This is a genomic window from Candidatus Sulfotelmatobacter sp. (assembly GCA_035498555.1).
GTDB lineage: Bacteria > Eisenbacteria > RBG-16-71-46 > RBG-16-71-46 > RBG-16-71-46 > DATKAB01.
Window position 1 is genome coordinate 1 of sequence record DATKAB010000069.1, and the last position, 24773, is coordinate 24773.

Annotated in this window: 21 protein-coding genes; 10 read left to right on the plus strand and 11 right to left on the minus strand. The window is 67.7% G+C overall.

Going from position 1 to position 24773, the window contains the following annotated elements:
* A partial coding sequence (locus VMJ70_06245) for a cold shock domain-containing protein (GenBank protein ID HTO90715.1) occupies positions 1–382 on the plus strand: 382 nt, incomplete at its 5' end.
* 110 nt (positions 383–492) lie between these two features.
* Complete coding sequence (locus VMJ70_06250; protein HTO90716.1) at positions 493–864, plus strand: DUF983 domain-containing protein; 372 nt, start codon at positions 493–495, stop codon at positions 862–864.
* Between the two features lie 38 nt (positions 865–902).
* Here VMJ70_06250 and VMJ70_06255 read toward each other — a convergent pair whose 3' ends face one another.
* Both VMJ70_06255 and VMJ70_06260 read right to left on the minus strand, forming a co-directional pair.
* Complete coding sequence (locus VMJ70_06255; protein ID HTO90717.1) at positions 903–1730, minus strand: ABC transporter permease; 828 nt, start codon at positions 1728–1730, stop codon at positions 903–905.
* Positions 1687–2472, minus strand: coding sequence for an ATP-binding cassette domain-containing protein (locus VMJ70_06260; GenBank protein HTO90718.1), 786 nt, complete (start codon positions 2470–2472; stop codon positions 1687–1689). The genes VMJ70_06255 and VMJ70_06260 overlap by 44 nt, the downstream gene beginning before the upstream one ends.
* Before the next feature lie 367 nt (positions 2473–2839).
* Between VMJ70_06260 and VMJ70_06265 the strand changes: the two genes are divergently transcribed.
* From VMJ70_06265 to VMJ70_06290, 6 genes are all read left to right on the plus strand, one after another.
* The gene (locus VMJ70_06265) at positions 2840–4345 is read left to right on the plus strand and encodes a hypothetical protein (GenBank protein ID HTO90719.1); all 1506 of its coding nucleotides are present in this window, start codon (positions 2840–2842) and stop codon (positions 4343–4345) included.
* The gene (locus VMJ70_06270; protein HTO90720.1) at positions 4342–5487 is read left to right on the plus strand and encodes a hypothetical protein; all 1146 of its coding nucleotides are present in this window, start codon (positions 4342–4344) and stop codon (positions 5485–5487) included. Before VMJ70_06265 ends, VMJ70_06270 begins: the two co-directional genes overlap by 4 nt.
* Positions 5488–5704: 217 nt before the next feature.
* Positions 5705–6442 carry an MOSC N-terminal beta barrel domain-containing protein gene (locus tag VMJ70_06275; GenBank protein ID HTO90721.1) on the plus strand — a complete coding sequence of 246 codons (738 nt, stop codon included), beginning with the start codon at positions 5705–5707 and terminating at the stop codon, positions 6440–6442.
* A gap of 246 nt (positions 6443–6688) precedes the next feature.
* Positions 6689–7261 carry a hypothetical protein gene (locus VMJ70_06280; protein HTO90722.1) on the plus strand — a complete coding sequence of 191 codons (573 nt, stop codon included), beginning with the start codon at positions 6689–6691 and terminating at the stop codon, positions 7259–7261.
* A 75-nt stretch (positions 7262–7336) separates the two neighbouring features.
* Positions 7337–7906 carry a sigma-70 family RNA polymerase sigma factor gene (locus VMJ70_06285; protein HTO90723.1) on the plus strand — a complete coding sequence of 190 codons (570 nt, stop codon included), beginning with the start codon at positions 7337–7339 and terminating at the stop codon, positions 7904–7906.
* Positions 7907–7955: 49 nt separating this feature from the next.
* Complete coding sequence (locus tag VMJ70_06290; GenBank protein ID HTO90724.1) at positions 7956–10475, plus strand: serine/threonine-protein kinase; 2520 nt, start codon at positions 7956–7958, stop codon at positions 10473–10475.
* Positions 10476–10592: 117 nt separating this feature from the next.
* Here VMJ70_06290 and VMJ70_06295 read toward each other — a convergent pair whose 3' ends face one another.
* From VMJ70_06295 to VMJ70_06320, 6 genes are all read right to left on the minus strand, one after another.
* Positions 10593–12083, minus strand: coding sequence for a Do family serine endopeptidase (locus tag VMJ70_06295; GenBank protein ID HTO90725.1), 1491 nt, complete (start codon positions 12081–12083; stop codon positions 10593–10595).
* Positions 12084–12157: 74 nt separating this feature from the next.
* Positions 12158–12844 (minus strand): hypothetical protein, encoded by a 687-nt coding sequence (locus VMJ70_06300; GenBank protein HTO90726.1) that lies wholly within the window; start codon positions 12842–12844, stop codon positions 12158–12160.
* 76 nt (positions 12845–12920) lie between these two features.
* Complete coding sequence (locus VMJ70_06305) at positions 12921–13400, minus strand: CBS domain-containing protein (protein ID HTO90727.1); 480 nt, start codon at positions 13398–13400, stop codon at positions 12921–12923.
* 326 nt (positions 13401–13726) lie between these two features.
* A complete protein-coding gene (locus tag VMJ70_06310; protein ID HTO90728.1) occupies positions 13727–14947 on the minus strand; it encodes a serpin family protein in 1221 nt (406 codons plus the stop codon).
* 79 nt (positions 14948–15026) lie between these two features.
* The gene (locus VMJ70_06315; GenBank protein ID HTO90729.1) at positions 15027–16265 is read right to left on the minus strand and encodes a S53 family peptidase; all 1239 of its coding nucleotides are present in this window, start codon (positions 16263–16265) and stop codon (positions 15027–15029) included.
* Between the two features lie 252 nt (positions 16266–16517).
* On the minus strand, positions 16518–19700 hold the full coding sequence (locus VMJ70_06320) for a CHAT domain-containing protein (protein HTO90730.1): 3183 nt from the start codon (positions 19698–19700) through the stop codon (positions 16518–16520).
* Between the two features lie 497 nt (positions 19701–20197).
* On the opposite strand from VMJ70_06320, the gene VMJ70_06325 reads away from it, so the two are divergent.
* The gene (locus VMJ70_06325; GenBank protein ID HTO90731.1) at positions 20198–20686 is read left to right on the plus strand and encodes a DUF1579 domain-containing protein; all 489 of its coding nucleotides are present in this window, start codon (positions 20198–20200) and stop codon (positions 20684–20686) included.
* Positions 20687–20739: 53 nt separating this feature from the next.
* Here the strand turns inward: VMJ70_06325 and VMJ70_06330 are convergent, their stop codons facing one another.
* From VMJ70_06330 to VMJ70_06340, 3 genes are read right to left on the minus strand one after another with little or no spacing between them, the layout of a single operon-like run.
* A complete protein-coding gene (locus VMJ70_06330) occupies positions 20740–23208 on the minus strand; it encodes a glycoside hydrolase family 36 protein (protein ID HTO90732.1) in 2469 nt (822 codons plus the stop codon).
* A gap of 31 nt (positions 23209–23239) precedes the next feature.
* Complete coding sequence (locus tag VMJ70_06335) at positions 23240–23995, minus strand: class I SAM-dependent methyltransferase (protein HTO90733.1); 756 nt, start codon at positions 23993–23995, stop codon at positions 23240–23242.
* A gap of 56 nt (positions 23996–24051) precedes the next feature.
* Complete coding sequence (locus VMJ70_06340) at positions 24052–24387, minus strand: hypothetical protein (GenBank protein HTO90734.1); 336 nt, start codon at positions 24385–24387, stop codon at positions 24052–24054.
* Positions 24388–24573: 186 nt separating this feature from the next.
* Between VMJ70_06340 and VMJ70_06345 the strand changes: the two genes are divergently transcribed.
* Positions 24574–24773: hypothetical protein (locus tag VMJ70_06345; protein ID HTO90735.1), on the plus strand; the 200-nt coding region annotated here is incomplete at its 3' end.

Consider the following 24773-nt stretch of genomic DNA (forward strand, 5'->3'; position numbering starts at 1 on the left):
CGAGGAAGTGGCGCTGGTCGCGAACGTCGAAGGCGAAACCCTGCGCGCCGACAAGCAGAAGGAACAGCTGCGAGCCGCGGTGCACGCGGCCTTCCGGGCCCTGACCATCGAGGTGGATCGCCATTGCCTCAAGCGCCGCCGGGTGACCAAGAGCCCGGGGCCGCGGATGCAGGGGAGCGTCAAGCGGATCTTCCGCGATGCCGGCTACGGCTTCATCCATGGCCAGCCCGGCAACGACGTCTACTTCAGCCGCCGCTCGCTTCATGAGCTGGATTTCGACCGGCTCGAACCCGGAACTCCAGTTGAATACGAAATCGAGCAAGGGGAAGAGGGACCGCAGGCGTCGCGGGTGTTTCCCGTTGGGGAGCGCTCGCGCGCCTGAGCACCGGGAATCGCGGTGGGTGGAGAGATCGCTCGGCCGGCGGTAGATTCCGCAGTTCAGATGATCCCGATGCTCGATCCCGCGGTTCGCGATTCGGTTCAAACCGCCCGGTGAAAGTGCTCGACTCGCTGTTCCGCGCCGCTCGCCTGCGTTGCCCGAACTGCGGCGGAGGCGGGCTCCGGCTCGGTTGGATCGGCACCGTGACGCGCTGTCCGAGTTGCGGACTGCGGCTTGATCGCGGCGAGACCGACTACTTCCTCGGCGCATACACGCTCAATCTGATCGGAGCACTCCTGGTCGCCGTCGCGCTCGCGGTGCTCGGGGCGGCGCACCCCGACTGGCCGCGCTCCATGCTCTACGGCGCCGGAGTCGGTACGATCGTGCTGTTCGCGCTGTGGTTCTATCCGTTCAGCCGGCTGCTCTGGCTGGCCGTAGACCTCGCACTACGCGGGTCGCGCCCGGCGGACTTCGATGGCGGTTGAGCGGCGGGATCGCCCGCGAGCGCCCGCAAGCCACGATCCTATCGCGCGACCGATGGGTAGAGCCGAGACGCGATGATCACGAGCACCAGCAGCGCGGTCAGCTCCACGGTCGCGTCGAGCCCGAGTCCGAACGCGCTTTCGCCGCCCTGCACCATGAGCGTGCGCAATGCGTCCACCAGGTAGGTGAGCGGGTTCGAGTGCGCGATGCCTCGCAGCCAGCCCGGCATCATGGTGATCGGATAGATCGCGTTGCTCGCGAAGAACAGCGGCATGGTGAGCACCTGCCCGATGCCCATGAAGCGCTCGCGGGTCTTGACGATGCAGGCAATGATGAGGGAAAAGGTCGAGAACACCGCCGAGCCGATCAGCACCGAAAGCACGACTCCGAGGACGGCGAGCGGCTCGAGGCGCAGGTGAACGCCGAGCAGCAGGGTAACGGCATAGATGATCACGGTCTGGGTCAGCCCGCGGGCGCCAGCCGAAACGGCCTTTCCCAGCACCAGCGCGCTGCGGTAGGCCGGGCTCACCAGCATCTTCTGGACGATCCCGAGGTCGCGCTCCCAGATGATCGCGATGCCGTAGAATATCGCGGTGAACAGAACGCTTTGCGCCAGTACCCCGGGGGCCATGAAGTCGAGGTAGCGCATGGACCCGGTGGGAATCGCCCGCACCCGCGTGAAGACCTGGCCGAACACGAGCAACCACAGAATCGGCTGCAGCGAACGGGTGAACACCTCGGTTGGGTCGCGCAACAGTTTGCGAAGCTCGCCGTCCGCGATCGCCACCACCTGGCGCGCGAACTCGACGATCGCGATCGGCGGCTCACTCGAGGCGGTGAGCGGTGATTCGTGTGCGAGCGACTTCACGGTAAGAGCCGGTCTCCTCCATCGTGCCGCCGGTGTGTGCGACGAATACGTCATCCATGGTGGCGTCCTTGCCGATCGCGGCCTTGAGTGCGTCGGGCGCGCCGGAGACCGCGACCCGCCCGCGATGCAACAGTGTGATGAAGTCGCACAGTGCGTCGGCCTCTTCCATATCGTGCGTGGTCAGGAGCACGCTGGTGCCGTAGCGCTCCCGAAGCTCGCGGAGGCGGTCCCAGACCGCGTGACGCGCGCGCGGGTCGAGGCCGACTGTGGGTTCGTCCAGGAACAGCACCGCCGGGCGGTGGAGCATGGACTGGGCGATCTCGAGTCGCCGGATCATGCCCCCCGAGTAGGTCTTCACCAGACTGTCGGCGAATTCGGCCAGTCCCATGAAGGCCAGCGCCTCCTCGATCCGCTCGCGCCGTTCGAGGGGAGGAATGGCGTAGAGTCGAGCCGAGAGCATGAGGTTCTCGCGACCTGTGAGGCCGGCATCCGCTGAAAGCAGCTGGGGCACGTAGCCGATCCGCCGTCGGACCTCGCGCGGCTGTCGCACCACGTCGAAACCCGAGACGCGCGCCGTTCCCGAGGTCGGCGGCAGCAGCGTCGTGAGCATGCGGATCATCGTCGTCTTGCCGGCCCCATTCGATCCGAGCAGTCCGTAGAACGCGCCGCGGGCGACGGTGAGGTCGAGATGGTCCACCGCCAGCAGCTGGTCGAACCGGCGCGTCAGTCCTTCCGTCGCCACCGCGGGGGAGCCCTGATTCTCCGGTTGCGGCTCCGGGGGGAGGGAACGCCGACGATCTACGGACACCCCGGCAGTATGCCACACCCGAGCGGCGTGCCGGCGCTCCGCCTGGCATAGCCGCATGGCGGAACGCCCGGCTCCATAGACGCGCTGGACCGGATGGCAGCCGTGGTGCAACAGAGCCCCGAGTGCATCAGCCCGGCAGATTCGAGCAGGCATGCCGCCGGCTCGTCGGGTTGCCAGCCCGTCGCCCCTCGACCGCGGCCGGCGGAAATTTCCTGACTTTGCGTCCAAACCTGGGTTCGACAGCTTGGAAGCCCGCGTATCCTCAAGGAGGCTTCCGGCGCGAATCGAACCAGGAGGCCCCATGCGCAGCGCGTTTGTTGTGGTGTCGGCAGTGGCGATCCTTGCGCCCTCCGCCGCCTTCTCTCAGGGCGTGGCCATCAATTCGAGCTCGGCGCCCGCCGACACCTCCGCGTTGCTCGACCTGTCCTCGACCAACAAGGGGTTCCTGCCGCCCCGCATGACCGCCTTCCAGCGTGGCGCGATTCCGCTTCCCGCCACGGGTCTGGTCGTGTATCAGACCGACGCCACTCCCGGACTCTGGATCAACGCCGGTACCCCGGGCTCGCCCAGCTGGAGGCAGCTGATCGACAACACCACGGTTCCAGGCAATCCCTGGCTCGCGAACGGCACCAAGCTCTACTACAACAATGGCAACGTCGGGATTGGGATTTCGAATCCCGGCCACCGCCTCTCGATCGAGGATGCGTACGACGGCCTGCGCGTCCAGACCGACAGCACCAACAGCGTGGTGGCGAGTTTCGGCGGCCTTGGAAACTTCTTCGTCGACGCTCCGTTCGTTGCCGGCGGCCGGCTCTCGATTCTCGGGAACGGCAACACCGGCGTGGGAGTCGCCAACCCGCAGTCGCGCCTCGATGTCGTGGGCGGGCTCTACGACGTGGCGAGCACCGAAGGGGACGTGCGCATCGGCAGCCCGTCGTACCGGCTCAAGATTGGCGTCGCCACTGCGGGCGGCGTAGCCGGCGACGCGAGGATCGAGCAGCAGGGGCAGCCCGGCGGCTACAATGTACTCACGCTCGGCGCGCAGGGAAACCGGATCCTGATGCTGAACGGGAGCACTTCCCGCGTCGGAATCGGCACGGATTCGCCAGATGCGCCGCTCGGCTTCCCGGCGAGCCTGGGCAAGAAGATCACGCTCTATCCGGGCGCGACGGGCGACGTGGGCTTCGGGGTCGCGGGCAACCGGCTCCAGATCTTCGCCGACAATCCCAATGCCGACGTGGCGATGGGCTACGACGCGGCTGGAACCTTCAACGAGCGGTTCGCCGTGAAGCCCACCGGCGCACTGGCAGTGAACGGAGCGGTGGGCGCCGCCGGTCAGGTCCTCAGCTCCAATGGCTCGGCCAGCGCGGCGACCTGGGTATCGCCGACCAACTCCCAGTACAACAACATCACGATCATCGACTCACCGCACACGCTTGGACTCACGGATCATACCGGAGCAGATCTTCCCGACATGACCAAGACCGTCACGCTGTCCGGGCCGGCCCGGGCGATCGTCAGCGTCAACGTGCCGGTCAGCGACCCCGGGTGCGTCGCGTGCGGGGCGTCCTTCTGTTCCGCCTACCTCGATGTCGACAACGTCGATGTGCGCATCTACAACAAGACCGTCGCGAACGGCGGTATCGAGATCATCAGCTTCACGGATGGCATCAACCTTTCGTCCGGCACACATACCCTCAAGGTGAAGGGATTCACGATCAGCGGGAGCAAGACGATTACGTTCGGCGACAGCAGCAGCGGCACCATCTCCGGCAATTCGATGACGATTCAGGTGATTCCGCAGTGAGCGAGCGCCACGGCTTCCCGAGCGGAATCGCGCTGGTCGTTTCCCTGCTGGCGCTCGCGTCGCCGGCCCGCGCGAGCGTGCCGGCGTTGGTGATCGACGGCGGCACGGTCGTCCGCGTGAGCGGGGCGACGCAACTCGTGATCGCGGGCGACCTGATTGCCACGGGGTCGTTCGATCCGCGCGCCGGCAGCGCGCTGGTCCTCGCCGGATACGGCTCTCCCTCGCTGAGCGGCGTCTCGACACTGGCGGGGCTCACGCTCGCGCTCCACGGTACCGCGTCGATCGCGGAGCCGATGACGGTGGCCGGCCCGTTGGCGCTCCAGTCCGGCTGGCTCTCGCTCGGCGGGCACGACCTGTTCGCGGGCGCGATCACCGGCGGCTCCGCCGCCAGCTACGTCGTCACTCCCGACACCACTGGCCGGCTCGAGCGCACGGTCGGGGTGGGCGCCGACGTCTCGTTTCCGGTGGGGAACAGCCACTACGATCCGGTGTCGCTCCGCACTCAGTCCGCAACCGACAGTTTCCGCGTGGCGGTTTTCGACGCGCCTCTGCAGACGGGAATCGCCCCGGACCACGGACTCACTCGCGCCTGGGCGATCACGCATCCGAGCGCGGCCACCGGTGCGATGCTTGCGTCGGTTCAATGGAATACGAGCGAGCAGGGCTCGCTGTTCGATCGCTCGATCGGGAACGCCACGAGCGCCATCGCCTATCGCTGGCTGGACGGCTCGTGGGCCCCGCGCTCCGGGGTTCGACGCACCGACAACGGGCTCGATCCCGCGGTCGACTCGCTCCTCATTCCCGACGTCGGGCTCTGGACGTTGGCGAGTCCAGCCGGCGCAAGCGCGGTGACTTCCCCCATCGCGGCCGAACTACCCGTCTCGCTCGCGCTCGGTCCGCCCGCGCCGCATCCGATTCGTGGTGGTGGCCTGGTGCGCTTCGGGCTGCCACGCGAGGCGGACGTGACCCTCGCCCTCTACGACGTGACCGGTGCTCGGCGGCTGGTGCTCGCCGACGGTCGCCAGAGGGCGGGCTGGCACGTGGTGCGTCTCGACGCGTCGCGCGTTCCGGAAGGCGTCTACTTCTTGCGGCTCGCCGCCGATCGCGAGGTGCGCACGACGAGATGCGTGGTTCTGCGATGAAGGAGACGTGATCGAGCGGCTACGACAGCGTTCGGGATTGGACACTCGTGCGAATCCGAGACGCGGCGTAGCGACGGCCGCCCGGAGGCGATCGGCGCTGAGGTCGGCACGCGGCCGGAGCGTGTTCAGGGCCCTGAGCGGGGTGGCATTCGCGTCGAGATCCTGTAGGCTGCGGCATTCTCGAGCCCTTCGCGGATCTGGCGTTCCGGGAGACAAAGTGAACGAACTGCCGACCGTGCTGGGCACGATCGAAGCGATCTATCGCTATCCGGTGAAATCCATGCGCGGCGAGTCGCTCCCGGCCGCGGTGCTCGGCTGGCACGGCCTCGAGTGCGATCGCCGCTTTGCACTTCGCCTCCTCGAGGCGCGCGGCGATTTCCCCTGGCTCAACGCCAGCAAGTTTCCGGAGCTGGTGCTCTTTACGCCGCTACGAGCCGAAGGCGGGAGCCGCGACGCTCCCCCGGTGCGCGTTCGCCTGCCCGAGGGGGAGGAGGTGCCGCTGCTCGGAGGGGCGCTCGCGGCCGAGATCCGACACCGGCACGGCGGCCCGGTCGAGATGGCGCAGTTGAAGCACGGCATGTTCGATGAGGCGAGCATCTCGGTGATCACCTCCACGACGACCGGCGAGGTCTGCCGGCTCGCGGGAGTGCGCGAGGACATTCGGCGCTTCCGCCCGAACCTCGTGATCCGCTCGACCCGCGCCGTGCCCTTCGAGGAGGACGAGTGGGTGGGCGGTGTGCTCCGCTTCGGTGAAGCTGGCGATGCGCCGGCGCTCAGCGTCACCCAGCGAGACCTTCGCTGCATGATGGTGAATATCGACCCCGACCACGGCACCCTCGACCACGGGGTGTTGAAGGCGGTCGCTCGAGCCAATCAGTCGAACGCCGGCGTCTACGCCACGGTCACTGGCGTCGGGCGCGTCGAGCTCGGGCAGAGGGTGATGCTCCACCGCTGAGGCCGCACTGCGGTGTCGGAGGAGGGCGGGGGGACGGGCGCGTAGAGAATGCGTCGGGTGAGAGCGGGCGGGCGGCCCGCCCATCCTGGCTCCGGCTGGAGCGGGTCAGCCGAGCAGCGTCCGTATCGGACCGACTCCCAGTCGGTTGCCGGCTCAGACTCCGAGCCGTGAGGGGATTGCCCACGTTTTCTCGCCTCCGGGGACAGAGGCCATCCAGGCCCCGAAACCCAGAAACGGAGGTCGAACATGAAGCCCACTTCGTGGATTCCCGCGCTCTTCGCCTTCGCGGCGCTCATCCTGGTCGCGTCCGGCTGCGGGAAGAGCCCGACGTCGCCGGATCCGACGGCCAACCAGGCGACCATTCCCCCGACGGTCGGAATCCGTACTCCTCTAGAAGGGGTGGTCACTTCGATCAGCGTCACCAGATTTCCGAGCAAGAAGAGCGACGGCAGCGACTGGGACCTGTCCGCGATTTCCAGCAGCCGGCGCCCGGATCTCTACGTTGTGCTCCAGGTCCCCGGGCACATGCCCGACTACACGTCGGGCACGACGGCCAACGCCGAATCCGGAAAGACCTACTCCTTCAACACCGCGGCAAGTGCTCTCGACGGCTCACTGCCGCAGGTGCTTCGCTACGACGCCTCGCATCGCATCTACGTGATGGACGAGGACGTGGGCGGCGACGACGATCGGGTGGGTTGGATCACCGTCAATCTCCCCGCGGCCTACCGGCAAGACAATTCGCGAACTCTCGATTACACTTACACGGACACGGAAGGCCGCCTCAGCGTGCGGATCCGCGGAACATGGAGCTACTGAGGTGGCAGGGGCCCCGCCTCCGGCGGGGCCCATCGGGATCGAGTCTCTCGAGCCATCGGGAGGGACGCGCCGCCCATGCCGGATTCGACCGCGCATACTGTCACGCTCCTTCTCAGGCGTTGCAGCGCCGGGGAGCAGGGCGCCTTCGACCAGGTGATCCCGCTGGTCTACGACGAGTTGCTCCGTCTTGCCCGCAGGCACATGCGTCGCGAGCGACCGGAGCACACGCTCCAGCCGACCGCCCTGGTGCACGAAGCGTATGCCCGGCTCGTCGACTCGGATCTGTCGCTCGAGGATCGCCGGCACTTCTTCGCGGTCGCCTCGCGCGCGATGCGACGGATCCTGGTGGATCATGCGCGCTCGCGCCGGAGCCTCAAGCGGGGATCGGGAGCGGCGCGCGAGCCCCTGAGCGAGAGCGTGGCGTCGCCGGTCCCGGCCGGCGACGTCGTCGACCTCGACGAGGCGCTCACGCGACTGTCTGCGCTTGACCCGCGCAAGGGCCGCGTCGTGGAGCTCTATTATTTCGCGGGCCTCCGCCATGAGGAGATCGCCGGCCTCACCGACACCTCGCCCGCCACTGTGGATCGCGACCTTCGATTCGCCCGCGCCTGGCTCAAGTCCCGGTTGCAGGAAGGCCAGTCCTGACGACCACTCGGATCGCGCGCGCCCACGAACCCACTAGGGAGTGATGCCGATGAGCCCGCTCGACTGGGAACGACTGCAGCGGATCTTCCATCGCGTGCTCGAGGTGCGGCCGGAAGAACGTGGCACCCTGCTCGACGCGGAATGCGGAGAGGATGTGGCGCTTCGTCGCGAAGTGGAGGCGCTGCTCGCGGAGGCGGGCGAAGCGGAACCCTGGATCGGGCGTGCGGTGGCCGAAGCGGCCGCCGATCTCGTGGCGGTGCCGCGCGCTGAGCTGGTCGGTACGTCGCTCGGCCCGTACCAAATTCTCCAGCGACTGGGCGAGGGCGGTATGGGTGAGGTGTTCCTCGCCGAACAGCACGAACCCATTCACCGCCAGGTTGCGCTCAAGACCATCAAGCTCGGCATGGACACGCGCGACGTGCTGCGGCGCTTCGAGGCCGAGCGGCAGGCCCTCGCGCTGATGAGTCATCCGTGCATCGCTCGAGTGCTCGATGCGGGGACCACGCCCGATGGACGCCCTTACTTCGTCATGGACCTGGTGCGCGGGCCCACGATCCGCGAATACTGTGACCAGCGCCGGCTCCCGGTGGCGCGCCGGCTCGAGTTGTTCCTCGACGTGGTCGCCGGAGTTCAGCACGCGCATCTCCAGGGCATCGTCCACCGCGATCTGAAGCCTTCCAACGTGCTGGTCGAGGAGCACGAGGGCAAACCGGTTCCCAAGATCATCGACTTCGGAATCGCAAAGGCCATCGGCGGCGAGGACCGCGATCGCACGCGGCTGACGTCGCGAGGACACTTTCTCGGAACCCCGGCGTACATGAGCCCCGAACAGGCCGGCCTCGGCGCCGGCGCCGTGGACGCGCGCACCGACGTCTACTCGCTCGGCGTCCTGCTCTACGAGCTGCTGGTGGGCTCGCCTCCGCTCGACCCCGAGACGCTGCGTTCCGCGGCACACGAGGAAGTGCTGCGTCTCGTCCGTGAGGTCGATCCCCCTCGGCCGAGTGCGCGCATTGCCACGCTGGCTTCGACCAGCCCCGTCACGCGCAGCCGTTCCACGGAGCGTTCGGCCCTCCGCAGGGCGCTTCAGGGCGATCTCGACTGGATCACGCTCAAGGCGCTGGAGAAGGATCCCGCTCGCCGCTACCTGACGCCCTCCGAGCTGGCGGCCGACATCCGGCGCCACTTCGACCACGAGGCGGTGCAGGCCGGTCCGCCAACCCTCGGCTATCGCGCCCGCAAGTTCGTCCGGCGCCACCGCGGCGGCGTGTTGGCGGCATCGGTGATCACGCTGGCGCTGGTGGCCGGCGTGATCGGCACCACGATCGGGCTCCTGCGCGCCTCGCGTGCCCGCCTCGACGCAACGCGTTCGGCCGAGGTGGCGAACGCCACCACCCAGTTTCTGCTCGGACTCTTCAAAGAGTCCTACCCCGACCGCGCGCGGGGCACGCCGCCGAGCGCCCGCGAGATCCTGGACCGCGGCGCGCAGCGCATCGCCACGGAGCTTCGTGATCAGCCGCGGGTGCGCGCTCGGGTGTCGGGGATCATCAGCGACGTCTACCGCCAAATCGGCGAATACCCTCAGGCCAAGCGGCTCGGCATGGCGGAAGTTGCCCTGATCGAATCGGCTCCGCCCGTTGACAGCCTCGCACTGGCCACCGCCTACAACCGACTGGGCATTCTCATGCGGATCACCGACCGCCGGGACTCCGCGCTCATTCTCTACCAGCGTGCGCTCGCCATCCGCGAGCGCTGGCTCAAACCCGAAGACCCCGACCTGGTCGCGAGCCTCAGCAATCTCGCGAATCTCTACGGCGTCATGCTGGACTTCGAGCGCGGAATTCCGCTGACCCGACGCGTGCTCGCCATCCGCGAGCGCCTGTTGCGCCCCGACGATCCGCTGCTGGGAGCGACCTACAACAACCTCGCCACCATGCTGAGCCAGAGCGGCGACCGCCAGGGCGCGCGCGAATACTACGAGAAGAACCTTCGTATCCAGGAGGCTCAACCCGGCCCGGCGACTCCGTGGCTGGCCAGCGCGCTTTACAACCTGGGAGGCCTGGAGTTCGACCTGGATCATTACGAGGCCGCGCGTGGCCTGTATGAACGGGCGCTGATCCTACTCGAGAAGCTGTATGCGCCCGACCACGTGGAGATCTCCGCCGCGCTGCTCAATATCGGCAAAGTCGCCGCGCGACAGGGCGACTTCGGTCGCGCCGAGTCCACTCTGGCCCGCGCCGCCCAGATCCGCGCTCGGGTATTCGGCCTTCAGTCACCGATGCTGGCCAAGGTCGATCGCGCCCGCGGGGAGATGTGGCGACTGAAAGGAGAGTATCCCCGGGCACAACGGGCGCTTCAACGCGCGATCCGAACCTTCGAGAGTGCGGGCAGAACCGACAGCCTCGAGGCGGCAACGACCTGGATCGACTATGCCGACTGCCTGCGCGACATGAAGGACGGAGACGGCGAGCGCGCTGCGCTGGGCCATGCGCTCCAGATCCGCGAGGCGCTGCTTTCGCCTGGCGACTCCGCAGTGGCGGAGGTCGAGCAACGACTGGGCAGCGGGTCCTGAGCGGCCCGTTGGAGCGGGCGGCGATTGTCTCAGTCCTGATCCCGCCACCCGGCGCCGGCCGCGTTTCGCGGCGGCGTCGCCTCGGCGCCGGCGAGCCGCCTCGCTTGTGATCGGGCGTCAGGAGGTCGGAGCCGCCAGCGCGACGTAGAGACTGCTGCCGCGGCGGTCGACCCGCAGCAGCAGGTTCTTCGGATCGGCGGCGACCTCGTGTTCGAGCTGGGCGACGGTGGCCACCGACTTGTGATCGGCCTCGACGATCACGTCGCCGGGTCGGAGCCCCGACATCGACGCGACGGTGCCGGGCGCAATGGAGCGGATCGCCACGCCCCGCGTGTCGTCCACGCCGGCGTTCTGGGCCAGCGCCGGCGTCAATGGCTCCACCTCGAGCCCGAGCCGGCCGAGAAGATTCCGACCCTCGGGAGCGGGAGCCGCCGCCAGTGGCGTCCCGGACTGCGAACCGAGCTCCACCTCGAGCGAGCGCTGGCGCCCGATCCGCATCACGCCGACCTCGACGCGGCGGCCCGGCAGGGTCGCCGCCACCGCGTTCCGCAGCTCGCGCGAGTCGTCAATCGGGCGATGGTCGTAGCTGACGATCACGTCTCCCGTCTCGATGCCGGCGCGTTCCGCCGGCGAGTCCTTCCGCACCTCTGAAACAAGGGCCCCCACCTTCCCATTCATGTGGAAGTCACGCGCGAGATCGGGCGTGAGGTCCTGGATGGTCACCCCGAGGAACCCTCGCGCGATCTGGCCGCCCCGCAGCAGCGTCGGCAGCTCGTGTTGGATCAGGTTCGCCGGAATCGCGAAGCCCACCCCTGCGGACTGACCAAGGTGTGTCGCGATCGCCGTGTTCATGCCGACGACGTCGCCGCGCATGTCCACCAGCGGCCCGCCCGAGTTGCCGGGATTGATCGGAGCGTCGGTCTGCAGAAAGTCCTCGTAGTCCTCGATCCCGACGTTCGAGCGTCCGGTCGCGCTGATGATGCCCTGGGTGACGGTCTGCGTGAGCCCGAAGGGAGCTCCGATCGCCAGCACGAGGTCACCGACCCGGATCGAATCGGAGTCACCGAAGCGGGCGATCGGAAGATTCGACGGGACGTCCCCCTCGATTCGGATCACGGCGATATCAGCCTTGGCGTCGCTCCCCACCACCTTGGCCGTCATCGTGCGCTGGTCGGCCAGCCGGACCCGGATCTGGTCGACTCCGTCCACCACGTGGTGATTGGTGAGGATGTCGCCGTGTTCATCGATCACGATTCCCGATCCCATGCCCCGCTGAGGGATGGATTGCTCTTGAGGCGTCTGGAAGGGCATCGCGCCGTCCCCGAAAAACTGGCGGAAGAAGTCGTCGTCGCCGAACGGCAAGCTGCGCACCTTGACGATCTTCTCGGAATAGACGCTCACCACCTCGGGACGGACGCGGGCGGCCACCTGCTCGAACGTGCGGCTCAGAGCGAGTGCGGGGGCGACGACGTTGTCCGCGAGGGGATGGCCGGCGTACGCCTGGGCGCCGGAACGAAGCGTGGTGTCGGCCACGATGGCCGCCAGGAGCAACACCAGCGGGATTCCCACCACCATCGCCGTCGTGCGGACGCGCGAAGAACGTTTCATGGCAGCACTCCTTTCTTCGGCCGGTGAAGCCGCGGCCGTCGGGTCCCTCAGCGCATTCGGGGGGCCAGCAACTCTCAAGGTTCCGCGAGCACGTGAGCGGTGATCATGGCGAGGCTCGTGAAGGTCGCGACGTCGCGCACCGCCATCCATTTCTTCTGCCCATCCATTCGGTGCTCCAGTGCGGTGCGGCGCGTGTCGAGGGCCAGGGCGTGGTCACGATCGCGGACCAGGCTGTCCCTCTCGCTCCGCGCGGCCAGCTGCCCCTGGAAGGTCCGTCGCAGCGTTGCCAGGGAGTCCTGCTCCACGGCCTCTGCCTGCCGTAAGCGATCGTGGAGATCGACACGCATTCGCTCGAGCGCGCTGTCGTTCAGCGCGAGCTCACTCGCGATGCCGTCGAGCTTGTCGTTCAGCGAGCGCACCGTCGCGAGATCGGCCTTGTTCGCGAGGATGCCGCGCACCTCGTTGCTCGTCAGGCCGAAGGAGTCGAGTCTTTTCTCGATCGGGTGGAGCTGCTGGCGCTGCGCCCGGGCCACGTCCGAAAGGCTGTCCACCAGGGCCGCCATCTGGTTGAGCTCGGCCGCCCGTTTTTCGGAGGTGCGAGCGAGCGCCAGGTTCCAGATCAGGGCGCCCACGATCGTGACGCCGACCATCGCCAACAGGGCTTGTTGGCGGCCCAGTCGGATCTGCAGCAGTCGAGTTTCGAAGTCCTGCGAAGGTTGCATGGCGAATCGCTCCCTCGCGGCCGCGGCCAGTTCACTCACCCCGCGACTCGTCGTCGCATCGGGCGGTGGACCCGCGCGGGTGAATCGAGCGTCGTTCGCCTCGACCGGCGGGTCGCTAGGGCCCCGCGCCCGCGAGCCGCTGGCGATGTCCGCAGACCGCCTTGAACGCGTGCATGACGGCGTCGGAAAGGGACGCGCGCCGCGGCCGCAGCCGTGGGGTCTCGACGCGCAGGACGACATCGTTGAGCGAGAGCATCCCGACCGCGGCGCCGCTCGCGTCGATTACCGGAAGCCTTCGCACCTGGGACTCCGCCATGCGTTGGAGCGCCGCCGAAAGCTCCTCTTCCGGTCCGATGGACTGAAGCGAACGGCTCATGGCGTCGCAGACGCGAATCTCATGCGGACCTCGCCGCCGCGTGGCGACGGCCATGCAGATGTCCCGATCGGTGATCACTCCGACCACCCGCGAACTGCCGGGCTCGGTGACCGGCAGTGCTCCGCAATCGTGGTCCCACATCAGCATCGCGGCTGCCGCCAGCTCGGAGTCGGATCCGCACGTCTCGACCGGGACCGTCATCACTTCTCGCACCCTCATGGTGCCCCTCCCGAGGAATGGGAACGAGTCGGTGCGGCCCTGATCGGGGCTCGGGGGCGAGCGTCGCGCGAACCGACTACGGTCGCGACCGGCGACGGCGCAGGTGTCAGGGCGAGTTCGCCCGTGGCTCCAACTCCAGTAGATACCTCCGACGCGCACGCGGTCGTCCGGCGCTTGTGAAGTCAATGCCAGTTATCGATCAAGCGTGTCGCCGCCACGCGATGACGCGAACCGGTCCTGCGAGCCGCGAACCGGATTCGGGCCCTCTCCGGAGTCGACCACTCACCGTGGGCCGGGGTCGCCGGCTCGCGATATCCGCCCTGCTGTCAGCTCTCCGGTTGCTCGAGCCGCCCGAGAAAGAGCACGACCCCGGTGCGCGGGTCGCGGATCACGAACAGAAACGGATGGTCGGCCCGAAAGACGACCGGCATGGGACGAATGATCGCGGTGGGCATGATGACGCCGGTCGCGGCTGCGGCAGTGGTGCCCTGTTCGTCGACCGCCACGAAGGTCCGGTGGATCACGGCGCCAATGAACAGATCGCGCCGGCCGTCGATGCCGGAGAAGTCGGCGCGCGCAGGATCGAAGGCGTCGAGCATTCCCAGCGCGGGCAGCTCCCGCTCCAGCGCGCAGTCGGCATCGAACCGGAATCGCGGCAGATGCACCTCGACCGAGCGTTCCTTCATCGCCGCGAGCCAGCGATTCAGCTTTGGAAGCGTGAAATCGCGCTCAACCGGCTCGAGGTCGGCCGCGCTGCGCGGCAGGATGAGCAGCATTTGCAGCCGGTCTCCGGCGTACGGAAGCTCGAGCAGCTGGACGCGGGCGTCGTCGGCATAGCCGTAGGAGCGCGTCGCCTGCATGAAGGGCGCCTGAATCGTCGCCTTCGGCGAGTGGAAATCCTCGTCGCGGGTCGCCGCCTTCTCGAAGGCGTGCTCCCACCGTCCCGCGAAGTAGGTCGCGTTGGTGATCACCAGCCGCGTCGCCGGGGAGAGTGCGCCGGGAGTCACGAGGCCAGGGATGCGTCCACGCGTCGCCTTCGCCACCCAGGCGTTGATCGTGTCGCTGGCGGCACCGGGCTGCGAGAAATCCAGCGGTTGGAGCCGTGCGCCATAAGACTTCTCGACCTTGCTCCGGTACGCCGATTCGAGTGGCGTCGCGGCGCCGACCCACAGTGCATTGGCGATGTCGAGCTCGTAGGCGGAGTCCCGGGGAGCGAGCTGGCGGCGTAGATCAGAGAATTCGGCGGAAGGCTCGGGGCCAAGATGGAGCGTCGCGCTCATCTGCTGCGCGGTCGTTCCCGACGCGCCCTCGCGAGCCATCGCCAGCGCCATGGCGACGCTCAGCGGTGAGACGCAGGCGTTCCCGGGCGAGGGCGCGACTCGCGCGAACAGCTCGAATCCGAATCGAGCGATTGCTTCACCGGCGCGCGTGCTGGACGGCGCCGTCGGTTTCGAGGCGGCCGTGCCGGCGACGCCAAGGGTGGGGTGGGTCGGGAGGCTGGCCACATACGACAGGCCCACCGCACACGTGAGAGCGAAGCGTTTCATTCGTGTTCGCATCGCACCAAGACTCCAAGAGCCCCCGGCCGTGGCCGGGGGCTCTCACTCTTACACTGAACTGACCCGACTAGAAGCCGGCGATGCCGATCGGGGCGCCCACGCCGGTCGGGAAGTCGTATCCGGCCGCGGCGTGATACGAGCCCGCCGTTCCGCTGGTCACGTCGTAGAAGTTCGCGCCGCCGAGCCCGCCGTAGACGAAGGTGTTCTCGGCGCTCGGACCGCCGCGATTCGCGCCCGCCACGTTGACGATGCCCGCGATCACCGGGCATGCGACACTGGTGCCGCCGAAGATGTACCAGCCACCGTGCCAGTAGACCAGCACGCCGGTGTTCGGATCGGCCACCGCCGCCACGTCGCCGATGCCGCGGTGCGTTCCGACCACGCTCGCCACGCCGCTCTGATAGGAGGGGCGCGACTCGTAAGAGCTCGGACCACAGCCGGTGCCGTTCCACACCGTCTCGCTCGAGCGGGAGTTGCTGCCGGTCAGCAGCAACGAGGTGCCGCCCACCGCCACGACGTTGGGGGAGGCGGCCGGGTAGTCCCGCGCGCCGCCGGTGTCGCCGGTCGAGAACAGGTAGGTCATGCCAGAATGATTGAAGTGCGAATCGCTGCCCGACTCCGAGGACGACTCGCCCCCGCCCCAGCTGTTGGAGCACTGGTGCGCGCCCGAGATCGTCGCAGCGAGGTCATCGGCGCCGTACAGGTTGGCGTTGCTGTTGCTGGCCGCCTCGATCAGCACGATCTTCGCATTCGGCGCCATCGCGTGCGCCCACTCGATGTCGAGGTCCTCTTCCTGGCTCCAGCCGCTGTTGTTGCGCGGTTTGCTCCCGGACGCATAGACGATCTGAAAGACCCGGTTGGTCGAGGCGGTGACGTTGGTCGAGGTCTCCTGCGGCAGGCCAAACTGTGCAGAAAACGCGTTGAAGTCGGCGAGCGCGTACTGGTCGTTGAAAGCATCCACGATCACGATCGTTCCCGATCCGCCGCTCGAGGGAACGCCGTAGGCGGTCTTGATCTGCGACGGGCTGTAGCTCGCCGTGGTGGCCAGCGCAGCCGTGCCCCTCGGCGCGTTGGCGCCGACGAAGATCAGATGGTCGGTATGCATCTCGCCCGCGACGGGAATCGACGACTCGGGTTGGAGGATGTTCGGGTTGTGGTTGAAGGGGACTCCGGTCAGACCATCGGACGTGGAGGAGTCGAGCGGTTGTGCTCCGGTGAGCTGGGACGCGCTGTGCTTTCCGCATCCCGACAGAGCGACCGCCACGACGAGCAACAGGAACGTTCCGAGCAGCGACTTCTTCAGCATTCGCCACCTCCCGGTAGGTGCCAATCCCTGGCCAGCCGGAATGCCGGCTGGGGCCGAAGCGGGAAGTTAAGAGAACGCAAAGCGGCGATCAACAACTTTCGGGATAGTTGGGTCATGCTCTGAAGATTGCAGTTGGCGGGCGGCTGCCCTTCGAGCCACAAGGCCCTGGGCGTGTTCTCAGCCGGCGTTGCTACAACCGACTGGATGGCTGTGACTTACGCCTGATGACTGCAATCTTCGGAGCATCACCCTCTACTCGCCGCTCGCCGTGAAGGCCGCCCAGTAGAACGGGTGCGCCGACCGCCCGTGCCTGGCACGAGCCGAGATCACCTCCCGCTGCGCGGCGGCGATCGCGTCGGCGGCTCGCACCAATCCCCGCCCGCGTGCCTCGTAGAGCGCGCGCATCCACTCGCGCGTTGCCTCGTCGTCGACCGCCCACTGGCTCACGATCACGGTGCGCGCTCCGGCGAGGTGGAACGCGCGCTGCATGCCAAGAACGCCCTCGCGCGACCACGCCTCGCCGACTCCGGTGTGACAGGCGGAGAGCACGACCCAGTCGACTCCGCGCAGATCGAGCGTCGTCACCTCTTCCGCGGTGAGCAGGCCGTCGGGTCCACTGTGGCCTGGGTCCAGCGCGTGGTTCGCGCCCGCCAGCGCGAGCAATACCTGGCGGTCCTCCCACGGCGACCGCTCGGGCGCGGCGGCCGGCTGAGCGCGCGCGGCGGCCGCCGGCTTTGCGGCGGTTGGCGCTGCACCGACCGGCTCGACCCCGCCCACGCCGCGCGCGCCGTTCGCAGCCGACAAGCCCGCGCATTCGCTGCCCAGCACGATGCCGTGGGTGGCGAGATGCAGCACGAGCTGGTGTCCCGCCAGGCGCTCGAGCGCGTCCTCGGTCGCGGCCGAGCCCTCGAGGCGAGTCACGTCGCCGGAGGTCGAGCACGCGCGGCGCCACGTCGACTCGATGTCACGCGCTTCGGCGGCGGCGCCGGGAAGCGGCGGCAAGTGCGTGAGCGCTTCACGATCGCAGGCCGACATCGGCGCAAGCGCGGCGTTGGCCACCGGCGTAAGCGGGGCGCCGGCGCCACGGTCGTAGTCCACGCCGCCGACCGCCAGAAGTCCGCGTCCGGCCGGCTCGGGCGATCCGCGCAGCAGCTCGCGCTCGGCGCCGAGCACGCGCACCAGCGGACCCTTCTGGACGAGGTAGCCGCCTGCGATCGGCAGCGCGCCCCAGGGCAACCCTTCGACCGGCGCGTCGGGCACGACGTCCACTTCGCGCGCGTCCCCGGCGAGCGCCGCGATTCGGTCCCAGACCGCGAGGCGCACCTGCACGCCGGCCTGCCGGCAAGCGCCCTCCGATCGCGACGCGGGATCGGTGGCCGCGAGTTCTCGCTGCCAGGTGGCCACCTGCGCTCCCAGCGCCGCGACATCGCCGAGGTCGGCCGATTTCACTTCGCGTGAACCGCCGCGCGCCACGAAGCAGATCAGATGCCGGGTGCTGTCTCGGCGCGGCGCCTGCAGGAACCCCACGAGTGCCTCGCGGGGGGCCAGGCGAGCGAGGATCGAATCCAGGGTCACACCGGCGGGATCGGCGCCCGGTGCGCGTCCGGGCGCGGCGCGAATCAGTCGACGCTCCGCGTCGTCGACCGCCGTCCGCAGCGCGGCACGAGCCGAGTCGCTGGTCGCGTCCCGCGGCGAGCCGGCGAGCGAGACTTCATAGCTCGCGAGCGCCTGCTCCGCGTCGCTCCAGCTCCGATGCAACCGGGCAAATGCGGAGTCTTCGCTCGCTCCCTCGGGGAGGCGGCGGCGCGAAACGATCGCTCGCACCAGCCCGCGCAGGCCCACCACTTCGTTCCAGCACTCCCGGTTGAAGCTCGCTCCGGTGCCGGCTCCCAGCAGCAGCATCTGGTCGAGCGGCGCCGACAGCGCGCGCGCGAGCCCCAGTGCCTGCCGGTCCGAAAGCGCGCGCGCGTTGAGTGCCAGTCGTTCGCGCACCAGCCGTGCGCCGGTCGCGGCGGCGGCGAACGCGTCGGCTGGCCGGCCGCGCCAGTCGGCCACGACGCTCCGCGCCAGCCAGGCGTCATCCACCTCGTTGTTCGCGGGAACCGCGGCGCCGTCGAGCAGGGCTGCGAGGCGCGCATCGGCGCTGTCGACCGAGGCCCATTCGCGCTTCATCGCGTGGGCGCGCATCTGGTGCGAGAGTGGGGACACGAGATACTGGGGATCGACGCGGCCTCCACTGCCGAGCGCCACGGATTCTCGCGTCAGGGCAATGACAGAATCGGAGTTGCCCAGCGTCTCCCACACGACCGCATCACTGTTGAGCGTTGCGATGAGGATCGTACGATCGCTGCCCTCGGGATCGCTTGCGTGATGCGCGCGAATCGAGGCGTAGATTTCGTGCGCGCGATCGTACTGCTCCTCCTTTACGTAGGCGCTCGCGAGGCTGAGCCGCAGCGATTCCACGGTCGGGGCTGTGGACCCCAGCAGCTTCTCGACCCTCGGGAGAAGGTGCTCGAGCAGCTCCTTCGCCCGGGCGAGGTCGCCCATCTGCTCGAGAGATTGCGCCATCCCGATCCGGACGATCAGGGCATTCGGGCTTCCGCTCTCGAGAGGAACGACGTCTGCCGCGTGTGCGTAGGCGTCGTAGGCGTCTGCGTATCGGCCGCGCCGGAAATGGAACGCCGCCAGCCGGCTGTACACGTAGGCCAGCTTGGGCGCGCTCGGGCCGAGTTGCTCGATGTACTCGTGGATCGCATCGTGGAAGCTCTGCAGTGCTTCGTCGTCCCGGCCGAGCTGATCGTAGATGCCGCCCGCCAGCGCCAGCGCGTCTCCGATCACGAAATCGTGCGCCGGCATCGCCGCGCGCTGCGAGAGCGCGAGCTGAGTGGACGCGAGCGCGGAGTCCAGTTGCCCGAGCGCGAACTGGTTAAAGGCCAGGTCGTAGCGGATCGCGACGGTCGGCCGCACACCCCACTCGGGATGGCGGCTCGAGATCGCGAGTGCGGGCCGCAGGTGGTCGATCGCCTCGCCGGGATGCTGGGTATTCGCGAGCATCCAGGCCACGACTCGGTGAAGCACGACGGTGGTGGTGTCGTGTTCACCCCGGAGGCGCGCGAGCATCGTGAGCGCTTCGGTTCCCGCACCGCGCGCCAGCGAGTCGCGGGGCAGCAACCGTCGCTGGTACGAATCCAAGTACCTGGCGGTCGCATGAACCCAGCGGAGAGTGTCCATGGAAGTCGCGCCTCGCAGCGCGGCGCGCGCCTCCGTCGCAAGACTCTCCATCGCGGCGTAGCGACCATGGGCCGCCATCGAGTCGGCTTGAGCGAGCCACGCGTCGATGGTGGAGGAGGAGGCGGCCTGCGCCGGTCGGGGGCCGAGCCACGCGAGGCCGCCGGTGGCAAGGAACACGGCCAGGACGTGCGACCCACGCTTCATGAGATCTCCTCGGGAGCAGGACGGCCGGGATGCCCGTTGACCGCATCCTCGAGTCGCGCGGGACGAGCGACGCCTCGGATGTTGACGCTAACAGTGGCGATCGGGAACGACAAGACGCGGGCATGCCAGCCTGCTCCCGACCATCGGGCTACTGGCTCTGCTGGGGCTGCGCTACCCGGTGCAGGTGCCGCCCCTGCTGCCCATGCTGCTGTTTGAGCTGACCTGTAAGACCCATTCCGACGACCCTCGACGCGGCTGGTCGTGCCGTCGCCGGGAGTTTACGCCGAGCGACCTTGAACTCCCGCCCGGGACGAAGCCGTTGTCCATTCGACGGAGCCCAAGTAGCGTGGTTGAGGTCGTGCTCACCAGGTCCATGGGAGGTCGCTATGCACATCCGGCTCACTCTGGTTCTCGTTGCGCTGTTGGTTTCCGCCGCCGCGCTCGCCGCCGACGCTCCGAAACAGTTATCGGCTGATCAGAAGGCGACACTGGACAAGATGACGCAGGCAGCAACCCCGGGTGCACCGCACGCGATGCTCACCAAGATGGCGGGAGAGTGGAATTGCACGCTCAAGCTCCAGATGGACCCGTCGAAGCCCGCGCAGGAGTCGCAGAGCACCGCGACGATCACCAGCCTGATGGAAGGTCGCTACATCCAGGAGGTGGACTCGGGGAACTGGAGCGGGATGCCCTACAACGGGATGGGCCTGTTTGGTTACGACAACGTGAGCGGCAAGTACGTCTCGAGTTTGATCGACAATCTGGGCACCGGAATGATGACGTGCGTGGGTACGGCCGACGCGAGCGGCAAGGTGATCGACTGGATCGGGACGTTCAACGATCCGTCGACCGGCAAGGTCGCGACGATCCGCATGGTGGAGACCGTGGTCGACGACGACCATCACACGGTGGAGCTGTACAACACCCCGCCCGGTGGAAAGAAGGAAATGAAGATGATGACGAAGGAGTACGTGCGGAAGAAGTAGAGGCGGGCTCGGCCCCGCCAGTCCCGAGATCTCCAACCCGCTTCATCTTCCGCTCATTTGAAGAACTCGTCGGGGCGGAGCTTCCACTCGACCCGGGTGCTCGGGTCGAACCGCACGTGCACCTGAACGATGTTGTCCTCCACCAGCTTCAGCGTGAACGGTCCATGATCGCGAAACAGCACGTAGCCGCCCCACGTCCACGGATGCTCGCCCGGCACGTACACTGAAACGTTGTGGGCCGTGCCCGGCGGTCCGGTCGACACGCCCGTGAGTGTCCTGCTGCCCTCGTCCCAGCCGATGTTCTCGATCTCCAGTGCGCCCTGCAGCACGTGGCGATCGGTCGAGAGCCACTGGGGCCTGCCCGCTTTCTCGTGGAGCGCCAGCAGAGTCACGCTTCCCGGCGCCACCCATACTTTCATTTCACGATTCACTTCGCCCAGGAACTTCTGCCTCCAGAAGTCGAACGCCAGGTAGGTCCTGGTCGGATCGAGCCATAGCCGTTCGAGCGGGAACGCCTTCTCCGAGCCCCTCGTCCGATCGGGATTGAAGAAGCCGACGACGCTCCATTCTCCGAACGGCCGCTTCACTTTCAGCGCATAGGTGGAGGGCATCTCGCCGTCGAACAGATCGACCGGGACTGCGGCCTCGCCGGACGAAGGCGTGATCCTCCGGAGGATCTCCAGCTTGTACTCGTCGAGCTGCGTGAGCCGATCGCCCGAGATCATGTTGCCGCCGCTCAGCGCGATGATGGTCGCGGCCGCCTCCGATTCCTGGTTCGTCAGGAGATTCATGCAAATGTGGTCGACGTCGTTCACCCAGGTGCGCCGGTGATGGTAGAAGCGCTTGGCCGCGGCAGCCGCGCTGCAGGCGGGGTCCTGGAAGTAGGTCTTCCACGCCGCTTCCGAGAAACCGTAGTTGATGTCGGCCTCGATTCGCATGCTGTCGATGAGGCCCACGGTGATCGCGCCGGGTCCGCACTCGAGCAGATGGCAGTGATCGCCGACCGCGTCTCGCATGATCTCGAGCCCGCGGCGGTATACCTGCGCCGAGGAAAGCGTGGGATCGTGGAACTGGCGTGCGGCGAAGACCGACCATGCCATGAAGTCGATCTTGATCATCTCGTATCCCCAATCGACCGCGATCGTCTTGAACAGGGAAGAGAGCCAGCCGGCGGCGCCCGGGTGAGTGATGTCAAGGCAGTACTGCCTCGGGCTCTCGTTGCGGGCCAGATCGGAATTCTCATCGGGCCAGTTGCCGATGCGCTGCAAGCTGCCGTCCGGCTTGTGGACCAGCCATTCCGGATGCTGCTTGAACACCTCACTCGGTTCGGCGATCACATACGGGGAGATCCAGAGACCCGGCTTGAATCCGTAACCCCTGATCTGCCGGGCCAGCCATTTCATTCCGTGAGGGAAGCGCTCGTTGCCTTCCCAGTCGCCGTGCCATCGCTGATAGCCCTCATCGATCTGGATGTACTCCAGCCCGAGCGGCCTGAGTTGCCGAGCCGCGAACGCCGCATTGGACAGGACTTCGTCCTCGCTCACTTGCTGCAAGGTGTAGAACCAGCTGCACCAGCCGTTGACGATGGAGGTGGTGCGCGCGTTCTGAATGGCGCCGACCGCCGCCGCGTAGTCGGCGAGTGCGGCGTAGGGATCGGCGGCGATGTTCAGCATGAACCGGTCGGAGCCGATGCCGGCGCCGGGTTTCAGGATCGCCGCGGGCGAGTAGACCGACTCCGCCAGGAAGGAGATCTGGTCGGGGCCGGTTCTCGAAACCTGCAGCTGGCCGAGGCTCGAAGGGTTTCCCAGGTAGCCCAGCGCGATGCCCTCTCTTTCATAGCCGCTGAACAGGCCGACGTTCCACCAGCTGTTCACGGTCTCGCTCGCCGCGGAGATCGAGCGCTCGGAAAGCTTGACGTTTGCGAGGTCAGGGCGTGCCTCGTACGGAGTGCCGAACCGATGGACCGTGCCGGCGTTGTAGTACATCACGCCGTTGGTCAGGCACTGGCTGACTCCGGGCGCTCTCAATGCGCCGCCTTCGGCACCGACGGCGCGGATGGGCTCGAGGCTGGCGAGGGCGATGTCTTGATCGGAAACATTGGTGCAGCGCGTTTCGATCGTGACCGCCTCGAGGAGATCGTAGAGAGAGACGTCGGTCTCGAGGTCGAGCCTGCGCTCGAGATCTCTGGAGCTGATCCGCAGTCGCTTTCCGGCGCCCAGCCGGTCACTGAAGTCCATGACGTCTGCCGAGGTGTGGTAGCGAGCGGACGAGATCGATCGCGTGCCGATGCTGGAGTGGGCCCAGGCCGGATGCCCGTTCAGCAGGGGAGTCCCATCCCGCCGGACGATGCGGAGCGTTCCTCGTTTCGAATCGAACCAGACGGTGAAGTAGCGATTCGCCAGCTCGCCATTCCCGCCCCGCGATGCGAGCGCGTCCGCAACCAGGGGGGCCGGAACGAGGAGCGAAGCGCCGAGAAGGGACGCTCTCCTCATGAATGCGCGGCGGTTCAGGAAGTCGGTCATGGTGGGCTCAGCTGAGCTTGGCGCGCGGAGTCTAGTCGAGCCGCCTCGATCGTGTCTTCACGGCCCGCAGGAACATGAACAGCGGCAGTCGACACCAGCGTCCCTCGGGGGTTTCCCCGGCTGCGGCCGTCTGGCCTTGCGCCGGTTCGCGCAGGCATTCGATCAACAGTCCCGCTTTCTCGAGGGCGCGAGCGTAGGCTTCGAGTGGATGGCGCCAGCCATGGAAAGTGATCCGCAGCCCGTCGCGCTCGAACGACTCCGCGATCCGCCGGCTCTCGAGATACGAGCCGGCGATGACGAACGGCGCATCCGGCGCGCGGCTCACGAATCGGCCCGCATCCGCCATGGGATGGAGGATGCAGATGCAGAATCGTCCGCCGTCGGTCAGCACGCGGGCCGCTTCGCGAACCGCGCCGCGGAAGTCCTCCACGTCCATGAGCGAATTGTAGGCGACCACCAGATCGAAGCTGCCCGATTCGAAGGGGAGCCGCGCGGCATCCGCGACCCGGTAGTCGCCGTCCGGATCCGCCTCGCGCGCCGCGTCGATCAGCGTTGGCGAGGCGTCGATTCCCGCGACGCGGTGCCCGCGCTTCGCCAGATCGCGGGCCACGCGTCCTTCGCCGCATCCGATCTCGAGCGTGGCCCGCCACGGTGCCGGCACGATCTCGAAGAACGCCGGCGAATACTTCCAGTAGGAATCGTGCCCGGGTGTGCGGGCCCAGGCAATCCAGTTCTGCGCCTCGCGCTCCCAATCGGGGTTGAACGCCTGCCGCGCCTGCTCCTCCATCGCGACCTCCTAGCGGCTGCCAAGGCTCCGCGGCGCACGATCCTCCACCGGGCCGGTCATGTGCGCCTCCTCAACGTCGTTCGCCCGGCAGCGGGTCGCCGCGTCGCCTCGGCCATGTGGTGGGCATGCGTGGCATTCAGGTCGAGTCCATAGAGCCGGCCGAATTCACGGATTCGCGCAAGGCCTTCTGGCCCGAATGCGGGTTTGCCCTCGAACGCGTGCAGCACGATCCCTTCGATAACGTCGCCGAGCGTGATCTCGTGGTACTCGGCGATCGCTTTCAGCACCTTCACGATGTGCTTCTCGATGCGGACGCCGGTCTGGACGCGGGTGACGAGGCGCGGTGTCCCGCGGGGCCGGAGCCTGGCGGTGCGACGCTGGGGTCGAGGCATGCGAACTCCTTTCAGGTCCGTACGGTAGCATGGTACCAAAGTACGCACCAGCGGCCTCGGGCACTCGCTTCGGGGCCAGCCGGTCCATCAAGGCGTCGCGATGCGGATCCCGCTCGACAGCGCCGTTGAGAAGCGCGATCGTTGTGCAGGCGTCGCCAACGTTGCGGTTCGGTCAGGAGGCTCTCCATGCAGATCACCCGCCGCGCGTTGCTCACCATTCTCGCGGTCGCGGCCACACCGATCGTCGCCATGGCCCAGCAGCCGATCGGTACGCTGCACTGCAACGACGGCGACGGCGTCCCCCTGACCATGGGGCAGACCGTGACGGTCCGCGGCATCGTCACGCAACAGTTCCCCACCCTCGTCAACACCCGACTATTCATTCA